This is a genomic window from Janthinobacterium sp. (assembly GCF_031995485.1).
GTDB lineage: Bacteria > Pseudomonadota > Gammaproteobacteria > Burkholderiales > Burkholderiaceae_D > Janthinobacterium.
In genome coordinates, this window is the sequence record NZ_DAMAGB010000005.1 from 68014 (window position 1) to 89886 (window position 21873).

Genomic DNA, 21873 nt, shown 5'->3' on the forward strand with positions numbered 1-21873 from the left:
TTTAAAATGGCGCTTTTCCCTGACAATCTGGAACAGCGATGATCACCTGGCAATGGCAAACCTTCGACGAACTCGGCCCCCACGGCCTGTATGCGGTGCTGGCGCTGCGCCAGCGCGTGTTCGTGCTGGAACAGCAATGCCTGTACCCGGACCTGGACGGCCATGACCAGGCGGCCATGCATCTGCTGGGCTGGCACCAAGGTGATGGCGATGGCCAGCCGCAGCTGGCCGCTTACCTGCGCGTGCTGGCGCCGGGCGCCAAGTATGTGGAGATGTCGCTGGGCCGCGTGCTGACGGCCCCTGAAGCGCGCACCACGGGCGCCGGCAAGCTGCTGCTGCTTGAAGGCATCGCGCGCGCCGTGCGCCTGCATCCGGGCCACGCGATCCGCATCGGCGCGCAGCAGTACCTGGAGCGCTTCTATCAGTCCTTCGGATTCGTCACCGTCAGCGCCCCCTACGATGAAGACGGCATACAGCATATCGACATGCTGCGCGCCGCGGAAGTGGCTGCATGACAACGGCGCTGATCTCCTGGAGCGGCGGCAAGGACTCCTGCCTGGCCCTGTGGCGGGCCCGCACGGCCGGCATGGCGGTGCCGCTGCTGATCACGGCGATGGATGAAGACGGCCGCAAGTCGCGCTCGCACGGCGTGCCGCCGTCCCTGCTCGAAGCGCAGGCGGCCAGCCTGGGCGCGCGCCTGCAGCGTTACTGCGCCAGCTGGGCCAGCTACGAGGAACAGTTCATTGCCATGCTGCGTGCGGCCAGGGCCGATGGCATAGCCCACGCGCTGTTCGGCGATATCGACCTGCAGCCGCACCGCGACTGGGAAGAAAAAGTGTGCGCCGCCGCCGGCCTGACGGCGCACCTGCCGCTGTGGGGCGAAGACCGGCGCGCGCTGGTCGACGAGTTCCTGGCGGCCGGCTTCAAGGCCATCGTCGTCTGCATCAACGGCAACCATCTGCGTGCCGACTTTTGCGGACGCGAATTCGACGCCGCCTTCCTGGCCGACCTGCCGCCCGGCGTCGACGCCTGCGGCGAGAATGGCGAATTCCACACCTTTGTCTACGACGGCCCGGCCTTCAGCGCGCCGGTGGCGCTGCGCCGCACCCAGGTGCTGCGCTATGACGCGCCGCAGGAACTCGGCGGCGCCACCTATTATTTCCAGGAGCTGGCGCCCTGAATGCAAAACGGGCGGCTCCATGGAGCCGCCCGTTTCATCTTGAACGCAAGACGCTTATGGCTTGGTGACCGTCACCAGCGTCACTTCAAATACCAGGCCGGAATAGGCGGGAATCAGCACCGCGCCCTTGCTGTCGTATTTGACGGCAGGACCATAGGCCAGGCTGGCCGGGATGGTCAGGCGGCGCGTGCCGCCCGCCTTCATGCCGACAATGCCCTGGTCCCAGCCGGGAATGACCTGGCCGATGCCCAGCTTGAACGACAGGGCGGCGTCGGCCGGCGAGGTTTCGAATTGCTTGCCCTTGCCATCGGTGGCGGCCGAGTTGTACAGCCAGCCGGTATAGCGCACGGTAAAGCTGTCGCCGGCGGCAATCGTGGTGCCGGTGCCGACGGTCAGATCCGTGGCGACCAGTTCCTTGACCTGGGTGGCCGGATCGATGACGACTTCCTTGGTTTCATTCGCAGCGCTGCCACAGGCGGTCAGGGCAAAGGCACAAGCGACGGAGGCGATCAACTGAAATACCGATTTCATGGTTTCCCTTTAAATATTGGAGTGTGACTGGGGCCCGTGCGGTGCGGACCGTGCGGGCTGCAGTTTAACAGGAGTGGAGCGGCCAATTTGTAAGCAGACGTAAGCAAGGGCGCATTTGCGGTCACGCTACAACGCTGCGCCCCTGCTCCGTCAGATTTCCACCTGGGTTCCCAGTTCGATCACCCGGTTGCTCGGGATCTGGTAGTAGTCGGCCGCCGTGCGCGCATTGCGCGACATGGTGACGAACAGGTGTTCGCGCCACGGCATCATGCCGGCGCCCGGCGTCGAGATGATGGTCTGGCGGGCGATGAAGAACGACGTTTCCATCATCTCGAAGGTGAAATCCTCGCCCGAGCCCTGGGCCAGCGCCAGCGCTTCCGGAATATCCGGCTCATCCTTGAAGCCGTAATGCACGTTGACCTGGTAGCACTGGTGGCCCAGGTCCAGCACGCGCACGCGCTCGGCCCGCGCCACCCATGGCTCCTCGTGCATGAAGACGGTCAGGAAGATCACGCGTTCATGCAGCACCTTGTTGTGCAGCAGATTATGCAGCAGCGCATGGGGCACGCCGTCGCTCTCGCCGCGCAGGAAGATCGCCGTGCCCGGCACGCGCAGCGGCGGCGCGATAAACAGCGAAGCGAGGAAATCATCGAGCGGAATCGCATGTTTTTCCAGGTTGTCGAACACCAGCTGGCGCCCGCGCTTCCAGGTCAGCATGACGATGAACAGGATGGAACCGAGCAGCAGCGGGAACCAGCCGCCATGGAACAGTTTGAGCGCGCTGGCCGACACCAGGCTGACGTCGATCACCAGGAAAAAGCCGGTGGCGGCCCAGCACAGGGCCAGGTTCATCTTCCAGCGGTAGCGGATCACGAAGAACGTCAATATGGTGGTGCACAGCATGGTGGCGGTGACGGCAATGCCGTAGGCGGCGGCCAGGTTTTCCGACGAGCCGAAACCGACCACGGCCAGCAGCACCACGCACAGCTGCAGCCAGTTGACGGCCGGGATGTAGATCTGGCCGATTTCGCTCTCCGACGTATGGCGCACGCGCATGCGCGGCAAAAAGCCCAGCGCAATGGCCTGCTTGGTCATCGAGAAGGTGCCGGAAATGGTCGCCTGCGAGGCGATCACGGTGGCCATGGTCGACAGGATCACCAGCGGATACACGCTCCACGAGCCCAGCTGCTGGTAAAACGGGTTCGATACGGCGTCCGGGTGCGCCAGCAGCAGGCCGCCCTGGCCCAGGTAGTTCAGCGCCAGCGCGGGAAAGGCGATCAGGAACCAGGCCAGGCGGATCGGCTTCTTGCCGAAGTGGCCCATGTCGGCATACAGCGCCTCGGCGCCCGTCAGCGCCAGCACCACGGCGCCCAGCGCCACGAACGCGACAAAGCCGTTCTCCATCAGGAAGCTGGCCGCATGCATCGGATTGAGCGCCGCCAGGATATGCGGCGACTTGATGATGTTGAGCACGCCCATGATGGCCAGCGCGGCAAACCACAGCACCATGATGGGCGCAAAATAGCGGCCGATGCCGGCCGTGCCGTGCGACTGCACCGAATACAGCGCGACCAGCACCACGATCGTCAGCGGCACCACATAGGCGCTCATGGCGGGTGTCGCCACCTCCAGCCCTTCGATCGCCGACAGCACGGAGATGGCGGGCGTGATCACGCTGTCGCCATAGAACAGGGTGGCGCCGAACACGCCGATCACCATCAGCGGAAAATGCCAGCGCGACAGCTTGCTGACCGACGACAGCACCAGCGCCATCAGCGCCATGATGCCGCCCTCGCCGCGGTTGTCGGCGCGCAGCACCAGGGTCACATACTTGAGCGACACGATCAGGGTCAGGCCCCAGAAGATCAGCGAGACGATGCCCAGCAGGTTGTTGTGCGTGAGCGCCAGGCCGTGGGCCGGGTCGAACACCGTTTTCAGGGTGTACAGCGGACTGGTGCCGATATCGCCGTAAACGATGCCCACGGCCGCCAGCGTCATGCCGGCCAGGCCGCTTTTTTTATGTTCCGACGTCAAGATTGCACCCGTATTTGTTTTATTGCAACGCACAATATGATAGGTATCAGCAAATTGCAAGAGTATTTATGCATGGTTCCGGGCTACCCCAAGGTCGTTTGTTTTTGGCCGGGGCAGCTCTGCACGCAGCGCCCTTGCCCTCGATTTGTTGCCATTCTACGCTGCCCCGGTGCCGTCCGGCAGGCGCCGTGGTTTTCAGCGATAATGACAGACTGTCTACTCTCTCCGAGAACGCCGTCATGAATCCAGGCATGTTGTACGCCTCGCTCGCCTTTTTGTGCTGGGGCCTGTTTCCACTGTACTTCCATGCCCTGGAAGAAGTCGCACCGCAGGAAATCCTGGCGCACCGCATGGTCTGGTCGCTGCTGTTCCTCGGCATCGTATTGACGGCGCGCCGCCAGTGGGGCTGGCTGCGCACCCTGGGCAGCCAGCCAAAGGTGGTGGCCAGCTTTGTCGCCAGTGCGTTCTTGTTGTCCGCCAACTGGTTCATCTATATCTGGGCCGTCAACAACGGCCATGTGGTCGACGCCAGCCTCGGCTATTTCATTACCCCGCTGATCAATGTGATGCTGGGCTTTCTGCTGCTGCACGAGCGCTTGCGCCGCGCGCAGTGGCTGGCCATCGGCCTGGCCGCCTGCGGCGTGGCCTGGCTGACCTGGCAGGCAGGGCAAGTGCCATGGATCGCGCTGCTGCTGGCCGCCACCTTTGGCGGCTACGGCCTGCTGCGCAAGACGGCGGCGCTGGGCGCGCTGGAAGGCCTGTCGTTCGAGACCATGATCCTGTTTCCGCTGGCGCTGGCCTATATGCTGTGGCTGACCTGGCATGGCCAGAGCGGCTTCGTCAATACGGACTCGAACGCCACGCGCGCGCTGCTGCTGGCCTCCGGCCCGATCACGGCGATTCCGCTGCTGATGTTCGCGGCCGGTGCGCGCCGCCTGCCGCTGGCCGTGCTGGGCCTGCTGCAATATATCGCGCCCACCGGCCAGCTGCTGATCGGCGTGTGGGTCTTCCATGAGTCGTTTACGCAGGAACGCATGCTGGGCTTCATGGTGATCTGGGCCGCGCTGGCGCTGTATGCCTGCGAGGGACTGTGGATGTCGCGCCGCGCCCGCCTGGCGGCCTGATGTACGTGACAGCGCTGGCCGGAAGCGGGCGTTTACCGTATCCTGTCCGTCTTTGTATAACACCCGAGATTTCTAATGGCTAATTACGTCTACACCATGAATCGCGTGGGCAAGATCGTCCCGCCCAAGCGCCAGATCCTGAAAGATATTTCCCTGTCGTTCTTTCCAGGCGCCAAGATTGGCGTGCTGGGCCTGAACGGCTCCGGTAAATCGACGCTGCTGAAAATCATGGCAGGCATCGACACCGATATCCAGGGCGAAGCGGTGCCGATGCCGGGCCTGAACATCGGCTACCTGCCGCAGGAACCGCAGCTCGATCCGGAAAAAACCGTGCGCCAGGAAGTCGAATCGGGCCTGGGCGAAGTGTTCGAAGCACAAGCCAAGCTCGAAGCCGTGTACGCCGCCTATGCCGAGGAAGACGCCGATTTCGACGCGCTGGCCAATGAGCAGGCGCGCCTGGAAGCGATCATTTCGACGTCCGACGGTGGCAACCTGAACCTGCAACTGGAAATGGCCGCCGACGCGCTGCGCCTGCCGCCGTGGGACGCGAAAATCGGCGTGCTGTCCGGCGGTGAAAAGCGCCGCGTGGCGCTGTGCAAGCTGCTGCTGTCGAAACCGGACATGCTGCTGCTCGACGAACCGACCAATCACCTGGATGCGGAATCGGTCGACTGGCTGGAACAATTCCTGCTGCGCTTCCCGGGCACCGTGGTGGCGATTACCCACGATCGCTACTTCCTCGACAACGCGGCCGAATGGATCCTGGAACTGGACCGTGGCCACGGCATTCCCTGGAAGGGCAATTACTCCACCTGGCTGGACCAGAAGCAGGCCCGCCTGAAACAGGAAGAAGCCACCGAGTCGGCGCGCCAGAAAGCGCTGCAGAAAGAGCTGGAATGGTCGCGCCAGAACCCGAAAGCGCGCCAGGCCAAGTCGAAAGCCCGCCTGGCCCGCTTCAACGAGCTGTCCGAGCACGAATACCAGAAGCGCAACGAAACCCAGGAAATCTTCATTCCCGTGGCCGAGCGCCTGGGCAATGAAGTGATCGAATTCAAGAACGTGTCGAAAGCGTTCGGCGACCGCCTGCTGATCGACGACCTGAGCTTCACGATCCCTGCCGGCGCCATCGTCGGCATCATCGGCCCGAACGGCGCCGGTAAATCGACCCTGTTCAAGATGATCACCGGCAAGGAACAGCCGGACAGCGGCGAAGTGGTGATCGGCAAGACGGCACGCGTGTCGATCGTCGACCAGAACCGCGATTCGCTGGCCGACAACAAATCGGTATTTGAAGACGTGTCCGGCGGCGCCGACATGCTGACCGTGGGCCGCTTCGAGATGCCGTCGCGCGCCTACCTGGGCCGCTTCAACTTCAAGGGTTCGGACCAGCAGAAGCAAGTGGGCAACCTGTCGGGCGGCGAACGCGGCCGCCTGCACCTGGCCAAGACACTGCTGATGGGCGGCAACGTGCTGCTGCTCGATGAACCGTCGAACGATCTGGACGTGGAAACCCTGCGCGCGCTGGAAGACGCGCTGCTGGAATTTGCCGGCAGCGTGATGGTCATTTCCCACGATCGCTGGTTCCTCGACCGTATCGCCACGCATATCCTGGCATTCGAAGGCGATTCGCAGGTGAAATTCTTCGACGGCAACTATCAGGAATATGAAGCCGACAAGAAAAAACGCCTGGGCGAAGAAGGCGCCAAGCCAAAACGCATTCGCTACAAGCCGCTGACCGTGTAACTTTTACCCGTTACCAAAGCGGCAATGCAAAAAAGCAGTCACCTCGCGGTGACTGCCTTTTTTTCAGCAACTTCTAGACAAAATTAGAAGTTGTAGCGTGCGCCGACTGCCAGGCCGGTAGCCTTGTGGCCCTGGTCGGCGCTCTTGCCGAAGTGTTCCACTTCCGCCGTCAGCGAGACTTTCTCGTTGACCGCGTACTGGGCACCCAGCGAGGCGTACACGCCGGTCTTGTTCTCGCCACGGATACCGGTCGCCAGGCCGGAGCCGCTCAGGCTGTTGTCGACGCGGGCCACGCCGAGCTTGCCGAACACGCCGACTTTTTCATTGACGGGCATGGTCGCCTTGCCGGCCAGATAATAGCCGTGCGAATCGCTTTTTACCTTGCCGCCAGCGCCAGCGCTGTTGACGTAGCTGTAATCCTTGCTGCCGAAGTCGGCGTAGCCGCCCTCCACTGCCCAGGTCTGATTGATGTCGTAACCGGCGAAGACCTTGCCGCCAGCCTTGGCGCCGCTGTGGTTGTCGGCGCTGGTGGCACCAGCGACATCGAAGTCGTAACGGTTGGCGGTCACGCCGACACCGACGTAAGGACCTTCAGCATGGGCAGCGCTCATGGCGGACAGGGCGGTAACGGAAGCGATCATTGCAAACAGGATCTTTTTCATCATGTTCTCTCTCTAAATTAGTTGAGTTGCCTGGGTTCGCAGTTCCAGCGAAATGCGATGGCTCCACGATAGCACCGTGAAAAACCCACGTCCGTCTCCATTCCGTAAGAAGTGTGACGAGATGTAAGCCAGGCAAGCAAAGCGAAATTAGAGTAGAGATGACTAAAGTTAGCCCGACTTAAGCGAAACTTAAGAGAAATAAGAAAAGTGATGTGTCATGAATAGGCTTCTGCCATGGTCATCACGCGCGGCGTGATTGCCATGCCGTGCTGCTCGAACAGGGCCGTGATGGCGGCCAGGTTGTGCGTGCATTCTTCGCTTTTCCAGCCCTTGAAGAGATCGGTGCCGTCCTTCTGGAAATGCAGGTCCAGTACCTTGCGGCCATCCTTGTGCTGGTAAGAAGAACTGTGGACATTGTCGAAGCCAAGTGTTTTCAGCTGGTCCAGCAAGGCATGCGGGGGATGGTCGGGATCGGTGGCCAGATACACGCCATAAGTCTTGCCCGGGGGTTTGGCGGCGATATCGACTTCATACACGCCGGGCGCCTTGGTGCTTGAGGTACTCTTTAAAAATAGCATTGCAACACTCCCTGCGCTTGCTGTCGCGCGCCTGAAGCCGGCGCCCTGACTGGGGTGATGCGCATTTCCCATCGACAAATATTATTTCCAATTGATCGCTTTGTCGACAAAGCCGCGCTTTTATTTGGCAAAGCGTGGTTATCTGGTCGCTTGTTGTCTGTTCTTGCAATAAGGAAAAGCTATTAACATTGCATCAAGACAAACGCTGCTGCATACTTTTGCCTTGCGCGCCGCCAGCCTGACCTACCAGAAAACCCATGCGTCTTTTGTCGAACAAGTATCGCCTGCTTCTCCTGCTGACGCTGATCCTGGCGGCCGGCTTTGTCGCCACCAGCCTGGCCGGTTACCTGGCCTCGCGCAACGCCATCGAACACGGCATCGCCGACCAGACTTTGCCGCTGACCGGCGACAATATCTATTCCGAGATCCAGAAAGACATGCTGCGCCCCGTCTTCATCTCGTCGCTGATGGCGCACGACACCTTTGTGCGCGACTGGATCCTCGCCGGCGAAAGCGACAGCAGGCAAATCGTGCGCTACCTGGCCGAAGTGAAAAAGAAATACGGCGCCATCACCAGCTTCCTGATTTCCGACAAGACCAGCAAATACTATTACGCCGAAGGCACGCTGAAATCGGTCAGTCCCAAGGCCGAGCGCGATATCTGGTACTACCGCGTGCGCGACATGAAGAATGCGGATTACGAAACCAATGTCGATATCGACATGGCCAACCGCGACAGCATGACGATTTTCATCAACCATCGCGTCTATGATTACGACGGGCGCTTTATCGGCGCTACCGGCATCGGCCTGACATTGGCCACCATGAGCCATATCATCGACCGCTACCAGGCGCGCTTTCACCGCAATATCTATTTTGTCGACGCCAGGGGCGCCGTGGTGCTGGCCGGCCAGACCATGCGCGACGGTAATAAAAGCCGGGGCAATGTGCGCAACCTGCCCGGCGTGCGCGACATCGCCGGCCAGATCCTCAACCAGCAGACCGAGCCGACCCACCTGTCCTACCACCTGGGCCACGCGCATATCCTGGTCAATTCGCGCCATATTCCCGAGCTGGGCTGGTACCTGGTGGTCGAGCAGAATGTCAGTGACGATGTCAAATCGGTGCAGGGCGTGTTCATCCTGAACCTGGCGATCAGCTTTGGCGTGACCCTGCTGGTGCTGCTGCTGACCTTGCTGACGGTCAACCGCTACCAGCAGCGCATCGAACGCATCGCCTCGACCGATGCGCTGACCGGTCTGCTCAACCGCAAGTCGCTGGAACTGCTGTTCCAGCGCGCCATGCTGCTGTCGAAGCGCACGGCGCAGCCGATGTCGGCCATCCTGTTCGATATCGATTTCTTCAAGCGCGTCAACGACACGCACGGCCACCTGTGCGGCGACAAGGTGATTGCCGGCGTGGCCGACGTGGCGCGCGCCATCGTGCGCGCGAGCGACGCCATCACGCGCTGGGGCGGCGAAGAGTATCTGGTACTGCTCAACAACTGCAGCCTGGCACAGGCGGCACAGGTGGCGGAAGAGCTGCGCGCCGCAATTGCCAGCCACGACTTCGGCCTGCCGGCGCCGCAGCTGCCCGTGACGATCAGCCTGGGCGTGACCGAATACCGCCAGGACGAGAGCGAATCGGCGTTTTTTTCACGCGCGGACAGCGCGTTGTATCAAGCCAAGAACAGGGGCCGCAACCGCGTGGAGACGGCTTGATTATTGCCCGCGCTTGCGCCGGGCCAGGTCGACAGTGGCCGCCACCAGCGCCGCGTACAGCTCGCCGGTGGCGGCATCCCATTGCGCCACCGCCTGCTGCTGGCGCGCCACCGTCGCCATGTCGCCACGGGCGATGGGCCCCGTCAGCGCCGGCGCCGCACCCAGGCGCAGCACATTGGCCACCGTTTCCGTGATCAACGGTGCGGCCAGCTCGCGCGCCACCGCTTCCGGTATGCCGGCCGCCTGGTAGGCGCGCAGCGAGGCGTCGAGCACCGTCACCAGGTAATTGCTGGCAAACACGGCCGCTGCGTGATAGACGGTCTTGGCGGCGGGGTCGATCGGCACCGGGCGCGCGCCGATGGCGATCAGGGCCGGCGTCAGGAAGGCCAGCGCCAGCGCATCGCCCTCGATGCCGCAATAGGTGCCGTCGAAGCTGGCGGCCACCTGGGCGGGATCGGCAAAGCTGCGGATCGGGTGCACACTGGCGACCGAAGCGCCGGCCTGGCTGGCCGGCAACAGCAGGTTCGACGCCAGCGCGCCGCTGCAGTGAAACACGATGGCGCCCGCCTGCCGGCCTTCGGCCACCAGCGCCGCGCAGGCGAGGCCGATCTGGTCGTCCGAGACGGCCAGCATGGTGACGTCGGCGCGCCGCAGCGCCGCATAACTGGCGACCGGCGTGCCGGCACCGATGCAGTCGACGGCTGCCTGCGCCGAGGCCAGCGAGCGCGTCAGCACATCCTGCACGGCAATGCCGTCCACGCCCGCCAGCAGGCGCCCCAGCACCCGGCCCACATGGCCGGCGCCGATGATATTCAGACTGACATTCATGGTGGTTTAAAAGCTGGAGCCGGGCTGCTGCAGAAAGGTTTCCTCTTCCGCTGTCGAGGCGCGGCCCAGGATGGCGTTGCGGTGCGGGAAGCGGCCGAAGCGGGCAATCACTTCCTGGTGGCGCTGCGCATAATCGAGCATGCTTTCAAAGCCCGCGTGCGCCTGCGACAGCAGCTGGAACAGTTCCACCGCACGCGCCTGCATGGCCAGGTCTTCCGCATGCTCGAACGGCATGTAGACGAACGAGCGCAGCATCGGGTCGAGCTGCTGGTCGCGGCCGTCTTCGGTCAGCGCTTGCGCCAGCACCAGGGCCTGGGCGTCGCCGGCAAACGCGCGCGGCGTGCCGCGATGGACATTGCGCGTGAACTGGTCGAGCACCAGGATGCGCGCCAGCGCGCCACGCGGCGTGTCTTCCCACTCGCGCAGGCCGCCGGCGATGGCGCTGTCGATCAGGGCGCCGAAGCGCTCGCGGATCTGCGCGTCAAATGCGTCGTCCTTGCGGAACCATTCGGCGCGTGCCTGGCCGTGGGCCGGATTGTCGGGGGGAAGAAACCAGAAATCGAGTACTGCCTGCAGCGATACATCCATGATCGTCCTTGTAAGCGCGTGATGAACGCGTTGTCAATTGCGGGCATGCGACAGCTGGAAGCTGGCGATGCCCTCGAAAGCGGCCAGTTCGGCCGACATGGCGGACAGGCTGGCGCCCGTGTTCTTGCCATGCGCGATGGCGACAAAGCGCCATTCCTGCATGCCGTCCGTGCTGCCGATGGCCAGCGAGCCGCCGGCGATGTCATAGCCGCGCTTGGCGGCCATGCGGCGCAGCGCATCTTCGCGCGGCACGAAGTCGCGCCTGAAGCGCATGGTGATCGCCACCGCATGGCGCGACGGCAGCCAGTTCTCCAATTTTGACAGAAAAATCATCGCCATCGCGCACAGGAAGGCCAGGCCCATGGCCGACAGGTAAAAGCCGATGCCGACCATGATGCCGATCACGGACGAGGCCCAGATCGAGGCGGCCGTCGTCAGGCCGCTGATATTGAAGCCTTCGCGCATGATCACCCCGGCGCCCAGGAAGCCCACGCCGGTGACGATGCCCTGGATCACGCGCGTGGGGTCGCTGCCGACAATGCTGCCATGGCCGCCGTACCAGAACTCGGGATAGCCCCCCAGCACGGTCAGCGCGGCCGAGGCCATGCACACCAGGCTGTAGGTGCGCATGCCGGCCGCGCGGCCGTGATACGAGCGCTCGTAGCCCACCAATAAGCCCAGCAGCAGCGCGCCGAGCAGATTGAGCAGGATCACGCCATTGGTCGCCAGCTCGGCCGGCGACCAGTAGGCGCGCAGGAAGTCGATGGTGGGCATCGCCGCTTACGGCTTTTTGGTCAGCTGCTTTTCAAACGCCACATCGAGCTTGCTGACGCGGCGCGCCTTTTGCGGCCCCAGCGCATTGACAAAGGCGACAAAGGCATCGAGTTCCAGCGGCTCGCACAGCGGCGGCAGGCCAGGCCCCTCGGTCAGGAAAAACAATTCGTCGCCGGTACGCGCCATCGTGTACAGGCGGTTGCCGGTGCGTTCCTTGAGCCGCTCGATGGCGGAGGTGGCGCGTGTCGATCGCATCAGATGGCTCCCGTTCGTTGTTCCAGCCACGCCAGCGCAGGCGCATCGGCCGGCGCGGCCAGGTGCGGCGCCAGGCGCGCGCGCACGGTGGCGTGATAGTCGTTCAGCCAGGCCGCTTCGTCGTCGCGCAGCAGGCTGCGCTCGATGCAGCGCGTGTCGATCGGGCACAGGGTCAAGGTTTCAAATTTCAGGAATTCTCCGAACTGCGCCGGTTCCGCCGGGACGTTCAATACCAGGTTCTCGATGCGGATGCCCCACTGGCCGGGACGGTAGATGCCCGGCTCCACCGAGGTGATCATGCCCGGCTCCATCGCCGTCTGCGGCTCCGGCATGGCGGACTGCGAAATCGACTGCGGTCCTTCGTGCACGTTCAGGAAAAAGCCCACGCCGTGGCCGGTGCCGTGGCCGAAGTCGATGCCTTCGGCCCACAGCGGCGCGCGTGCAATCGCGTCGAGCATCGGCGACTTCAGGCCGCGCGGGAACTGCGCGCGCGACAGCGCGATCATGCTGCGGAGCACCAGCGTGAAATCGCGCTTGTGCTGCGCCGTGATGGCGCCCACCGGCACCACCCGCGTGATATCGGTGGTGCCGCCCAGGTACTGGCCGCCCGAGTCGATCAGCAGCAGGCCGTTGCCCTCGATGGTGGCCGCCGTTTCCGCATGGGCGTGATAATGCATGATGGCGCCATGGGCATTGAAGCCGGCGATGGTGCCAAAGCTGGGGCTGACAAAACCGGTGCGGCGCGCACGCGCGGCCGTCAGGCGTTCATCGACGCCGATTTCCGTCAGCGGCGCGCGCTGCGGATCGGCCAGGGTGGCATCGAGCCAGCTGAAAAACTCGCACAGCGCCGCACCATCCTGCTCCATCGCCGCGCGCACATGGGCCGCTTCGCTATCGGTCTTGCGCGACTTGGCCAGCGTGGTCGGGTTGATCGCCTCGATCACGCGCACGCCAGCGGGCACTGCCTGGCGCGTGCCGTACGTGATGCGGCGCGGATCGAGCAGCAAGGTGGCGGTATCGGGCAAGGCGGCCAGCGCGGCAGCCGCCGTGCCGTAGCCTGCCACATCCACGCCCTGCTGTTCCAGCGTTGCGCGCAGGTCGGATGGCAGCTTGCCATCGGCGACAAACAGGGTCGTGCGCTGCGGCCCCACCAGCGCATGCGCCAGGAACACGGGGTTGTAGTTGACGTCGGCGCCGCGCAGGTTGAACAGGTACGCGATGTCGTCCAGCGTGGAGATCACATGGTGGCTGGCGCCGTGCACCGCCATGGCTGCGCGCAGCGCCGCCAGCTTGTCGCTGCGCGGCAGGGCCGGATATGGCGCGCCATGCTCGAAAATGGCGGCGGCGGGCAGCGCCGGGCGCTCCATCCACACGTCGTGGAGCAGATCGGTATCGGTGCGCAGCGTCACGCCCTGTGCCAGCGCCTGCTGCAGCAGCCGCGCATTGGCCAGGCCCAGCACGGCGCCATCGACCGCCACCGTCTGGCCAGCCTGCATGGTCTGTCCCAGCCAGTCGATAAACAGCACGCTGGCGCCGGACGGGATTTTTTTCAGGGCGATGCCGCTGCCGGCCAGTTCGCTTTCCGCCTGTTCCCAGTAGCGGCCATCGGTCCACACGCCGGCATCGTCCTGCGTGACCACCAGCGTGCCGACCGAACCTGTAAAGCCGGACAGCCATGCGCGGCCCTGCCAGTGCGCCGGCAGGTATTCGGAAAGATGCGGATCGGCCGACGGCACGATATATGCGTCGATTTGCGCGGCGCGCATGGCGGCGCGCAGCAGGGTCAGACGGGAGGCGGGATTACTCTGGACGGGTGTCTGCATGGTGGTAAAAAGGTGCGGTGCTGGGAAAGGATCATGATACTCCGATTGCCGGCGTTGCTGCACTCACGCCAGCTGCAGCGCGATCAGATCGGCAATCTGTTCGGCCGCCGGCGTTTCCGACGCCATGGTGGCGGCCACGGTGCGGCAGGCCACAGCCACTTGCGGGTCGTTCAACAGCGACGACAAGGCTTTCACCCATGCCCGCAATGGCGCATTCGGCAGCACGGTGGCGGCCACGCCCAGGCGCCGCAAGCGGGCGGCGTTGTCGGGCTGGTCGAATGCGAACGGCACGACCAGTTGCGGCTTGCCGGCGGCCAGCACGGTGGCGCTGGTGCCGATGCCGCCGTGATGGACAAAGGCGGCCGCCTGGCGGCTCAGCAGATCGAACGGCGCATAGGCCACATGGTGCACCGAGGGCGGCAACACGGCGGGCAACTGATCGCGGTACGGCGTGACCACCACCACGCGCAGTCCCAGCGCCTGGGCGGCGTCCAGCGCGCGGCCGATAAAGCCGCCGCCATGCGCCATCGCCGAACCGGGCGTGACGACGACAGGCGCCCCGCCTTTGTCGATAAAGCGCTGCAGTTCAGGATCCAGCTCGCCATCGGAGGCCCGCATGCGCGGAAAACCCGTGCACACGGTATTGGCCGGCCAGTCCGGCTGCGGCGCGGCAAACCAGGCGGGAAAGGCGCAGATCACGCGTTGCGGCGAATGCAGCCAGCGGCTCATCACGCGCCGCACGGGCACCAGCCCCAATGTCGCGCGCAGGCGGTTGATGGCCGGGCGCACCACGGGGTCCAGCATCAGCCGTTCGACCAGGTTCAATATCACGCGTACCAGCCAGCGCGGCAGCGAGCGGGGCCAGTCGAGCCCGCGCCGCACCGAGGTATCATGCGCCGTTAAAAAACACGATGGCGCCAGGTGCACGGTCACCAAAGGCACGCCATGCGCTTCCTGCAGCAGCCGCCCCGTCAGGCCCAGCGTGCTGGCGACGATCAGCGTCGGCGCTTGCTGCACCAGCGCCAGCTGCTGCGCATAGGCGGCAGGCAGATGGCGCGCCATATGCTTCCAGATGGTGGCAAAGCCCTTGACCGGATGCCACAGGCCCGGGTCCAGCACGCTCGCGTCCAGCTCTTCCTGGCTCAGCCCCGAGACGAAATGCAGGCCGGCCGCCTGTACGCGCGCCTGGAAATTTGCGGTGGCCATCAGCGTCACGTGGTATCCCCGCGCACGCAGCGCCTGGCCGATCACGATAAATGGATAGACATCGCCCGCGCTGCCGACAGCCAGGATCAGGATGCGCATCATGGCCGGCTGTTCAGCAGCTGGCCGGCGATGGCGGCGATGGTTTCGAGCAGCGCCTCGTCGTGCGGCAGCCACGGCACGGCGGCCAGCTTGCTGCCTTTGGCTGCCACGTCCACCGTCACTTCGGCGCCGTCCAGCGTGACCCTGGCAGTCGCCAGATGGATCGCATGGTGGCCCACCATCAAATGACGCGGCTCGCTGGCCATGCGGCCCTCGGCGATCTGCTGCGCAAACACCTGCTCCAGCACGGCGCGCCGCATGCCGATCATCGGCCCCGTTTCCAGATTGCTCAGGTAAAACAGGCGCCGGTCGCGCTGCGCGCTGGACTCGTTTTCGACCAGCGCAAACGCGCTGGCGCTGACCAGGAGGTCGATCGCGCGGCAGGCCTCCGAGTAGGCTACCGGCGCCATCTGACTCGCGTCAGTTTGCTGCCACTGGCTGCCCACGCGCTGGTCCACTGCCAGCCCGTCCGAGGTGCAGGCACCTTCCGCACCCGGATACACGCGGCCTTCGAGCCGCAGCGACACGCGCCAGGCGCCGAACTGGCGCGACAAGCCTTCATCGGTATCGAGCCGCCAGCCTTCCCGGCGCGCCAGTCCCAGCAAGGTGCGCACCGACAGCGCATGGCCGGCAAACGGGATACTGCCATCGTCTGGCGGCAGATAGATTTCGCGATATGCCTGGCGCACGGGCTGGCGCAGGCGGCGTGCCGCAACCTGCGTCTGCCAGGCGGCGCGTTCCTGCTCGCCGCCGTGCAGCGGATGCCATAGCCCGATCTCTGCATCGTCGGGCAACGCCACCTTGCCGCCGTGCGCATCGACCGCGCCCTCGCCGTCCAGCATAAAGGCCGTGCCGTCGCCCATACGCCAGACCAGCGCGCGCGCCACGATCTCGCCATCGGCGTCCATCTGCAAGGCGCGCCAGGTGGCCGTTTTCCAGCGTACCTCGGACGCCAGTCCCGCTTCCAGCGCGCGCGCCAGCATGGCCTGGCGGCGCTTGCCCGGCTGCCCCGGCAGGCCCAGGCGCCAGGCGATATCGGCGCGCTCGGCCAGCGCCCGTTCGGCCGGCTTCAAATTGCGTTCGAGCTTCTTGCGGATGCCCGCATGGCGCACCTGCGCCAGCGCCGTGCGCAGCGCCTGCAGGCTTTCCGGCGTCGGGATCGTTTCCACTGCGTGGCCCAGCGCCATTGCCAGCGATTGCGACGGCGCGCTCCTGGCCGTGCCGGGCGCCACGCACGCGAGCGGCAGCAAGGCGGCGATGACGGGCCTGAACCAGTCCTCGTCGCGATAGGCGGCCAGCCGCGCGGCGCGCGCCAGCACCGGCGAGTCTGCCGTGGCAAAGGCGGCATCGGCCGCATACGGCACGCTGCCGTCGTGGATGGCGGCGATATGGCGCGCCGCCTGTTCCAGCATGGCGCGCGCAAATGCGATATAGGCGGCGTCGCCGGCCAGCACCTCGGCCGGATCCGGCTCGCCGATGCTGTCGCGATTCCAGAAGCTGCTGTGGCGCGAACCGGCCAGCGCCAGCAGCGAATCGGGTTTCAGTTGCGCCAGCAGTTCCAGTTCCTGCATCGTCAGCGGCATCGGATAGCGCGCGTGGCGCTCTTCCATCTGCTGCATGAACAGGGCGGGCGCATCGCCGCCCGCCAGGCGCGCCAGCAGATACGCCTGGTAGGGCCGCTCGGCCCAGCCGGACGGCTCGCCCAGGATGCGCCGCGCCTGCGCCGCCGTGCCTGCCGGCGCCTCGCCCTGCAGACAGGCCAGGCAAGCGACCACATACTCCCATTCGCCGTTGTAGTCGCCGGCCGCGTCGAGCGCATCGAGGAAGTCGGCGCTGGCCAGTATTGGCGCCAGCCCGGCCTGGGTCACCTGCTCCAGCAGGCCGGAAGCGAGCGCACGCCGCGCGATATCGTCATGGCCGAAGCGCGCCGCGCGGTGCAGCGCGCCCCAGATCGCGCCCAGTTCTTCCGGTGTCCAGTCTGCGAGGGCTACCGGCGGCCCCGTAAAACGCGCGTGGTCGACCGCGCCGCCATCGAGACGCTCGCGCAGGGCATCGGCGCGCGCCGACTCAGAGCGCATCATCGGCCTCGTAGCGGCGCAGGCCGTCCAGATCCAGTATGCGGATGCCGCCGTAGTCGAGCCGCAGCAAACCCTTTTTTTCCAGCACCTGCAGGGCCTGGTTGGCGCGCTGGCGCGAAGAGCCGGACAAGAGGCCGATCTCTTCCTGCGACAGCTGCACCAGCGTGTCGACGCCCGGGTACAAATGGGAATTGAACATCGATGCCAGGCAGCGCGCCACGCGCGTGTTGAGGTCCTGCAGGCGGTCGTTTTCCACCATGCCGATAAACTGGCCCAGGCGCTCGTTCAACTGCATCAGCAGGAAGCGCGTGAACGGCAAACTGGTGTCGAGCAGCCAGTGAAAGGTGGCAGCCGGCAGGCGCGCCACGCGCGTGTCGCGCAGGGCCATGGTGTCGTATTTGCGGATCTCGTTTTTCAGCAAGGACCCTTCGCCGAACCAGCTGCCGGGCGGCACGCCGATAAACGTCATCGCCTTGCCGGAGGCGGAAAAATTGTTCATCTTGACCATGCCGCTGATGACGCCTGTCCAGTGCTCGACCGGCTCGCCCTTGCGGCAGACAAAGCCGCCTTTCGGCACGAATGCTTCAAAGGTATCGGCCTCCACGCGGGCCAATTGGTCGGCGTCGAGCAGGCGTGCCCAGTTGGCCGCGCGCAAGGCATCCTTGAGGTTGATATCTGTCGTGATCATTGTGCGATGCACCATCGAAAAGTGGGTAAATGTCCCCGAAAAGACAACTCGGCAAACCAACGCAAGCTACTATCATTGCACAAACGCCGTACACATAAAAAACACAGAGTGCCATCCAACGAGGTGGCGCCTGAGACACGCAACAGGAGACACTGGTGCAAAACAACACAGCAATGCCGACTTTCCCGCGGCGCCTGATGCAGCATGGCGCCGTCCGTGCCGACAAGCCCGCGTTCCGCGAAAAATACCTGGGCATCTGGCAAACCTGGACCTGGCAGGACGTCAATGCCGAGGTCCGCGCCCTCGCCTGCGGCCTGGCCGCCATCGGCTTCCAGCGCGGCATGAACCTGGCCATTATCGGCGACAACCGCCCGCGCCTGTACTGGGCCATGCTGGCCGCGCAAAGCCTCGGCGGCGTGCCGGTGCCGCTGTACCAGGATGCGCCGGCGGCCGACATGGCCTATGTGCTGCAGGACGCGCATATCCAGTATGCCATCGTCGAAGACCAGGAACAGGTCGACAAGCTGCTTGAACTCAAAGCCCTGTATGCGCACGTGGCCCATATCGCCTATGACGACGAGCGCGGCATGCGCCACTACCATCAGCCGGAACTGATTTCCTTTGCCGGCCTGCAGGCGCTGGGCCGCGAGTATGACCGCGAACATCCGGGCTTTTTCGAAGCGGCCGTGGAAGCGGGCCGCGGCACGGATTCGGCCGTGATCCTGTACACCTCGGGCACCACCGGCAAGCCGAAGGGCGTATGCCAGAGCCATGCGGCGCTGCTGTCCGCCGGCGAAGGCTGTGTCGCCTTCGACAAGCTGACCGACGGCGAAGACATACTGTCCTACCTGCCGATGGCGTGGGTCGGCGACTGCCTGTTTTCGCTGGCGCAGGCGATGGTGGCCGGGTTTACCGTCAACTGCCCCGAGTCCGGCGACACGGTGATGATCGACATGCGCGAAATCGGCCCCACCTGCTATTTTGCGCCGCCGCGCGTGTTTGAAAACATGCTCACCAGCGTGATGATACGGATGGAAGACGCCAGCAGCATCAAGCGCCGCCTGTTTGCCCACTTCATGGACGTGGCCAAGCGCTGCGGCGCGCAGATTTTGGACGGCAAGCCAGTCTCGCTGATGGACCGCCTCGGCTACCGGCTGGGCAATGTGCTGGTCTACGGTCCGCTCAAAAACGTGCTGGGACTGTCGCGCGTGCGCGTGGCATATACCGCCGGCGCGGCCATCGGCCCGGACCTGTTCCGCTTCTACCGCTCCATCGGCGTCAACCTCAAGCAGCTGTACGGCTCGACCGAAACCTGCGCCTACGTGTGCCTGCAACCGGACGGCAATATCAAGTTCGACAGCGTCGGCCTGCCGGCGCCCGGCGTGGAAGTGAAACTCGCGGCCAATGGCGAAGTGCTGGTCAAGTCGCAAGCGACCATGAGCGGCTACTACCACCGCCCCGAAGCGACGGCCGAAGTGATCGACGCCGACGGCTACTTCCATACGGGCGACGCCGGCGTATTCGACAGCGAAGGCCACCTGAAAATCATCGACCGCGCGGCCGACGTCGGCAAGATGAATTGCGGCGCCATCTTCGCGCCCAACTATATCGAAAACAAGCTCAAGTTCTTTCCTTTCATCAAGGAGGTGGTGGCCTTCGGCCATGGCCGCGACCAGGTCTGCGCGTTTATCAATATCGATATCGAGGCGGTCGGCAACTGGTCCGAACGGCGCGGCATCGCCTATGCCGGCTATACCGACCTGGCCGCGCGCGAGGAAACCTATGGCCTGATCCGCGACTGCATCGAACAGGTCAACGCGGAACTGGCGGCCGATCCGCTGATGGAGCGCACCCAGGTGCACCGCTTCCTGGTGCTGCACAAGGAGCTGGACCCCGATGACGACGAGCTGACCCGCACGCGCAAGGTGCGCCGCAAATTCATCGCCGAAAAATACGCGGTGCTGATCGCCGCCCTGTACGAGGGCAAGACCTCGCAGTTCATCGAGACCCAGGTCAAATTCGAGGACGGCCGCACTGGTTCGACCAGCGCCGACCTGCAGATCTGGACCAGCAAAACCTGGCCGGCCCTGGGCCTGGCAGCATGATGGAGCACGGCACAATGCTAATGAACGAACCCGACGTCCACTTCGGCACGGCGCGCAAGACCGGCCCCGTGATCCTGGACCTGAAAAACATCTCGCTGTCGTTCGGCGGCGTGAAAGCGCTGACCGACATTTCCTTCGACGTGAAGCAGCACGAGATCCGCGCCATCATCGGCCCGAATGGCGCGGGCAAGAGCTCGATGCTCAATGTGATCAACGGCGTGTACCGCCCGCAGCAGGGCGAGATCATCTACCGCGGCGAACACCGGCGCGGCATGGACTGCTACGAGGCCGCCAAGTCCGGCATTGCGCGCACCTTCCAGAACATCGCGCTGTTCAAGGGCATGACGGTGCTGGACAACATCATGACCGGCCGTAACCTGAAAATGAAATCGAACTTCCTGCTGCAGGCGCTGTACTGGGGACCGGCGCGGCGCGAGGAAATCGCGCACCGCAGGAAGGCCGAGGAAATCATCGACTTCCTGGAAATCCAGGCGATCCGCAAGACGCCCGTCGGACGCCTGCCGTACGGCCTGCAAAAGCGCGTCGAGCTGGGGCGCGCGCTGGTGGCCGAACCGGAAATTTTGCTGCTCGACGAACCGATGGCCGGCATGAACGTGGAAGAAAAACAGGACATGTGCCGCTTCATCCTCGACGTCAACGACCAGCTGGGCACCACCATCGTGCTGATCGAGCATGACATGGGCGTGGTGATGGATATCTCGGACCGCGTGGTGGTGCTCGACTACGGCAAGAAGATCGGCGACGGCACGCCGGACGAGGTGCGCGGCAACCAGGATGTCATTAATGCTTATTTAGGCGGTGTAGCCGGGAATTCAGGCAGCACGCTGCCTGCCGGCGAAACGACCTGCCCGTAACCGGGCAGGGCTACGCGCAACCCATTGGACAACTCATGAATATCAATTTTTTCTTTGAAGTGCTGATCGGCGGCCTGCTGTCGGGCGTGATGTATGCGCTGGTGGCGATTGGTTTTGTCTTGATCTACAAGGCTTCGGGCGTGTTCAATTTTGCGCAGGGCGCGATGGTGTTCTTTGCCGCCCTCACCTGCGTCGGCATCATGGACAAATTCGGCCTGTCGCTGTGGCTGGCCATCCCGCTGACGATGGTCACCATGATTATTCTCGGCATGGCGATCGAACGGGTGGTGCTGCGCCCGCTGGTCAACCAGCCCGAGATCACGCTGTTCATGGCCACCATCGGCCTGGCGTTCTTTATCGAAGGCCTGGCGCAGCTGATGTGGGGCTCGCAGGTCCATAAGCTGGACCTGCCGATCGAAGACGTGCCGATGCAGTTCCTGATGGATAACTTCAACATCATCATCTCGCAGTTCGACGTGGTGGCGGCCGGCATCTGCGCGCTGCTGGTGATCTGCCTGGCGCTGCTGTTCTCGAAAACCAAGGTGGGCCGCGCCCTGCGCGCGGTGGCCGACGACCACCAGGCGGCACTGGCGGTGGGTATCCCGCTGCAGCGCATCTGGGCCGTGGTGTGGGGCGTGGCCGGCCTGGTGGCGATGGTGGCGGGCCTGCTGTGGGGCGCGCGCAACGGGGTGCAGTTTGCGCTGACCTTTATCGCCCTCAAAGCCTTGCCGGTGCTGATCCTCGGTGGCTTCACGTCCGTGCCCGGCGCGATTGTCGGCGGCCTGATTATCGGCGCGTCCGAAAAGCTGGCCGAAGTCTATATCGGCCCGATGGTGGGCGGCGGCATCGAAGGCTGGTTCCCGTACGTGCTGGCCCTGCTGTTCCTGCTGGTGCGCCCGGAAGGCCTGTTCGGCGAAAAAATCATCCGGCGCATCTGATCTCGCATGATCTTTTTACCCCAAATGCAAACCCCGGGGTCGG

Annotated in this window: 20 protein-coding genes; 8 read left to right on the forward strand and 12 right to left on the reverse strand. The window is 64.3% G+C overall.

Translation table 11 applies throughout. The annotated features are described in order from the left end of the window. The first annotated feature begins 38 nt into the window (after positions 1-38). Both RTQ46_RS05395 and RTQ46_RS05400 read left to right on the forward strand, forming a co-directional pair. Positions 39-515 carry a GNAT family N-acetyltransferase gene (locus RTQ46_RS05395; protein ID WP_312435096.1) on the forward strand — a complete coding sequence of 159 codons (477 nt, stop codon included), beginning with the start codon at positions 39-41 and terminating at the stop codon, positions 513-515. Then, positions 512-1180: a diphthine--ammonia ligase gene (locus RTQ46_RS05400; RefSeq protein WP_312435098.1), complete on the forward strand. Its 669-nt coding sequence runs from the start codon at positions 512-514 to the stop codon at positions 1178-1180. Before RTQ46_RS05395 ends, RTQ46_RS05400 begins: the two co-directional genes overlap by 4 nt. Positions 1181-1234: 54 nt before the next feature. Here the strand turns inward: RTQ46_RS05400 and RTQ46_RS05405 are convergent, their stop codons facing one another. Next, positions 1235-1711 carry an FKBP-type peptidyl-prolyl cis-trans isomerase gene (locus tag RTQ46_RS05405; protein ID WP_312435099.1) on the reverse strand — a complete coding sequence of 159 codons (477 nt, stop codon included), beginning with the start codon at positions 1709-1711 and terminating at the stop codon, positions 1235-1237. Positions 1712-1861: 150 nt separating this feature from the next. Beyond that, the gene (locus tag RTQ46_RS05410; protein ID WP_312435100.1) at positions 1862-3745 is read right to left on the reverse strand and encodes a potassium transporter Kup; all 1884 of its coding nucleotides are present in this window, start codon (positions 3743-3745) and stop codon (positions 1862-1864) included. A gap of 239 nt (positions 3746-3984) precedes the next feature. Here RTQ46_RS05410 and rarD point away from each other — a divergent pair, with 239 nt between their 5' ends. Continuing rightward, positions 3985-4869, forward strand: a complete 885-nt coding sequence (gene rarD / locus RTQ46_RS05415) for an EamA family transporter RarD (protein ID WP_312435102.1) — start codon at positions 3985-3987, stop codon at positions 4867-4869. 75 nt (positions 4870-4944) lie between these two features. Continuing rightward, positions 4945-6612, forward strand: coding sequence for an energy-dependent translational throttle protein EttA (ettA, locus tag RTQ46_RS05420; protein WP_312435103.1), 1668 nt, complete (start codon positions 4945-4947; stop codon positions 6610-6612). An 83-nt stretch (positions 6613-6695) separates the two neighbouring features. Here ettA and RTQ46_RS05425 read toward each other — a convergent pair whose 3' ends face one another. Both RTQ46_RS05425 and RTQ46_RS05430 read right to left on the reverse strand, forming a co-directional pair. Next, entirely contained in the window at positions 6696-7277 is a 582-nt protein-coding gene (locus RTQ46_RS05425) for a porin family protein (RefSeq protein ID WP_312435104.1), read from the reverse strand. A 212-nt stretch (positions 7278-7489) separates the two neighbouring features. Continuing rightward, on the reverse strand, positions 7490-7852 hold the full coding sequence (locus RTQ46_RS05430; protein WP_312435106.1) for a hypothetical protein: 363 nt from the start codon (positions 7850-7852) through the stop codon (positions 7490-7492). A 257-nt stretch (positions 7853-8109) separates the two neighbouring features. Between RTQ46_RS05430 and RTQ46_RS05435 the strand changes: the two genes are divergently transcribed. Beyond that, a complete protein-coding gene (locus tag RTQ46_RS05435) occupies positions 8110-9573 on the forward strand; it encodes a sensor domain-containing diguanylate cyclase (RefSeq protein ID WP_312435107.1) in 1464 nt (487 codons plus the stop codon). On the opposite strand, the gene RTQ46_RS05440 is transcribed toward RTQ46_RS05435, so the two are convergent. From RTQ46_RS05440 to RTQ46_RS05475, 8 genes are all read right to left on the reverse strand, one after another. Continuing rightward, complete coding sequence (locus RTQ46_RS05440) at positions 9574-10401, reverse strand: Rossmann-like and DUF2520 domain-containing protein (RefSeq protein WP_312435108.1); 828 nt, start codon at positions 10399-10401, stop codon at positions 9574-9576. A 6-nt stretch (positions 10402-10407) separates the two neighbouring features. Continuing rightward, positions 10408-10989, reverse strand: coding sequence for a DUF924 family protein (locus RTQ46_RS05445; protein WP_312435109.1), 582 nt, complete (start codon positions 10987-10989; stop codon positions 10408-10410). Positions 10990-11022: 33 nt separating this feature from the next. After that, positions 11023-11763 carry an MgtC/SapB family protein gene (locus tag RTQ46_RS05450; RefSeq protein ID WP_312435110.1) on the reverse strand — a complete coding sequence of 247 codons (741 nt, stop codon included), beginning with the start codon at positions 11761-11763 and terminating at the stop codon, positions 11023-11025. A 6-nt stretch (positions 11764-11769) separates the two neighbouring features. Next, positions 11770-12018 (reverse strand): hypothetical protein, encoded by a 249-nt coding sequence (locus RTQ46_RS05455; RefSeq protein ID WP_312435111.1) that lies wholly within the window; start codon positions 12016-12018, stop codon positions 11770-11772. Continuing rightward, the gene (locus RTQ46_RS05460; RefSeq protein ID WP_312435112.1) at positions 12018-13841 is read right to left on the reverse strand and encodes an aminopeptidase P family protein; all 1824 of its coding nucleotides are present in this window, start codon (positions 13839-13841) and stop codon (positions 12018-12020) included. The genes RTQ46_RS05455 and RTQ46_RS05460 overlap by 1 nt, the downstream gene beginning before the upstream one ends. Positions 13842-13904: 63 nt before the next feature. Then, positions 13905-15149: a nucleotide disphospho-sugar-binding domain-containing protein gene (locus RTQ46_RS05465; protein WP_312435113.1), complete on the reverse strand. Its 1245-nt coding sequence runs from the start codon at positions 15147-15149 to the stop codon at positions 13905-13907. Then, positions 15146-17227, reverse strand: coding sequence for a DUF4132 domain-containing protein (locus tag RTQ46_RS05470; protein ID WP_312435114.1), 2082 nt, complete (start codon positions 17225-17227; stop codon positions 15146-15148). Before RTQ46_RS05470 ends, RTQ46_RS05465 begins: the two co-directional genes overlap by 4 nt. Continuing rightward, positions 17214-17912 (reverse strand): Crp/Fnr family transcriptional regulator, encoded by a 699-nt coding sequence (locus RTQ46_RS05475; RefSeq protein WP_312435115.1) that lies wholly within the window; start codon positions 17910-17912, stop codon positions 17214-17216. Before RTQ46_RS05475 ends, RTQ46_RS05470 begins: the two co-directional genes overlap by 14 nt. Before the next feature lie 173 nt (positions 17913-18085). Between RTQ46_RS05475 and RTQ46_RS05480 the strand changes: the two genes are divergently transcribed. The 3 genes from RTQ46_RS05480 to RTQ46_RS05490 are packed head-to-tail and all read left to right on the forward strand — an operon-like array spanning position 18086 to position 21830. Beyond that, the gene (locus tag RTQ46_RS05480; protein ID WP_312435220.1) at positions 18086-20017 is read left to right on the forward strand and encodes an AMP-binding protein; all 1932 of its coding nucleotides are present in this window, start codon (positions 18086-18088) and stop codon (positions 20015-20017) included. Beyond that, positions 20014-20892, forward strand: a complete 879-nt coding sequence (locus RTQ46_RS05485; RefSeq protein WP_409518299.1) for an ABC transporter ATP-binding protein — start codon at positions 20014-20016, stop codon at positions 20890-20892. Before RTQ46_RS05480 ends, RTQ46_RS05485 begins: the two co-directional genes overlap by 4 nt. Positions 20893-20933: 41 nt before the next feature. After that, complete coding sequence (locus tag RTQ46_RS05490) at positions 20934-21830, forward strand: branched-chain amino acid ABC transporter permease (RefSeq protein ID WP_312435222.1); 897 nt, start codon at positions 20934-20936, stop codon at positions 21828-21830. The last annotated feature ends 43 nt before the right edge of the window (positions 21831-21873 follow it).

Coding starts and splice junctions, on each gene's coding strand:
- RTQ46_RS05395 (WP_312435096.1), top strand. CDS start 39: ATGATCACCTGGCAATGGCAAACCTTCGACGAACTCGGCCCCCACGGC.
- RTQ46_RS05400 (WP_312435098.1), top strand. CDS start 512: ATGACAACGGCGCTGATCTCCTGGAGCGGCGGCAAGGACTCCTGCCTG.
- RTQ46_RS05405 (WP_312435099.1), bottom strand. CDS start 1,711: ATGAAATCGGTATTTCAGTTGATCGCCTCCGTCGCTTGTGCCTTTGCC.
- rarD (WP_312435102.1), top strand. CDS start 3,985: ATGAATCCAGGCATGTTGTACGCCTCGCTCGCCTTTTTGTGCTGGGGC.
- ettA (WP_312435103.1), top strand. CDS start 4,945: ATGGCTAATTACGTCTACACCATGAATCGCGTGGGCAAGATCGTCCCG.
- RTQ46_RS05425 (WP_312435104.1), bottom strand. CDS start 7,277: ATGATGAAAAAGATCCTGTTTGCAATGATCGCTTCCGTTACCGCCCTG.
- RTQ46_RS05430 (WP_312435106.1), bottom strand. CDS start 7,852: ATGCTATTTTTAAAGAGTACCTCAAGCACCAAGGCGCCCGGCGTGTAT.
- RTQ46_RS05435 (WP_312435107.1), top strand. CDS start 8,110: ATGCGTCTTTTGTCGAACAAGTATCGCCTGCTTCTCCTGCTGACGCTG.
- RTQ46_RS05440 (WP_312435108.1), bottom strand. CDS start 10,401: ATGAATGTCAGTCTGAATATCATCGGCGCCGGCCATGTGGGCCGGGTG.
- RTQ46_RS05445 (WP_312435109.1), bottom strand. CDS start 10,989: ATGGATGTATCGCTGCAGGCAGTACTCGATTTCTGGTTTCTTCCCCCC.
- RTQ46_RS05450 (WP_312435110.1), bottom strand. CDS start 11,763: ATGCCCACCATCGACTTCCTGCGCGCCTACTGGTCGCCGGCCGAGCTG.
- RTQ46_RS05455 (WP_312435111.1), bottom strand. CDS start 12,018: ATGCGATCGACACGCGCCACCTCCGCCATCGAGCGGCTCAAGGAACGC.
- RTQ46_RS05460 (WP_312435112.1), bottom strand. CDS start 13,841: ATGCAGACACCCGTCCAGAGTAATCCCGCCTCCCGTCTGACCCTGCTG.
- RTQ46_RS05465 (WP_312435113.1), bottom strand. CDS start 15,149: ATGATGCGCATCCTGATCCTGGCTGTCGGCAGCGCGGGCGATGTCTAT.
- RTQ46_RS05470 (WP_312435114.1), bottom strand. CDS start 17,227: ATGATGCGCTCTGAGTCGGCGCGCGCCGATGCCCTGCGCGAGCGTCTC.
- RTQ46_RS05475 (WP_312435115.1), bottom strand. CDS start 17,912: ATGATCACGACAGATATCAACCTCAAGGATGCCTTGCGCGCGGCCAAC.
- RTQ46_RS05480 (WP_312435220.1), top strand. CDS start 18,086: ATGCCGACTTTCCCGCGGCGCCTGATGCAGCATGGCGCCGTCCGTGCC.
- RTQ46_RS05485 (WP_409518299.1), top strand. CDS start 20,014: ATGATGGAGCACGGCACAATGCTAATGAACGAACCCGACGTCCACTTC.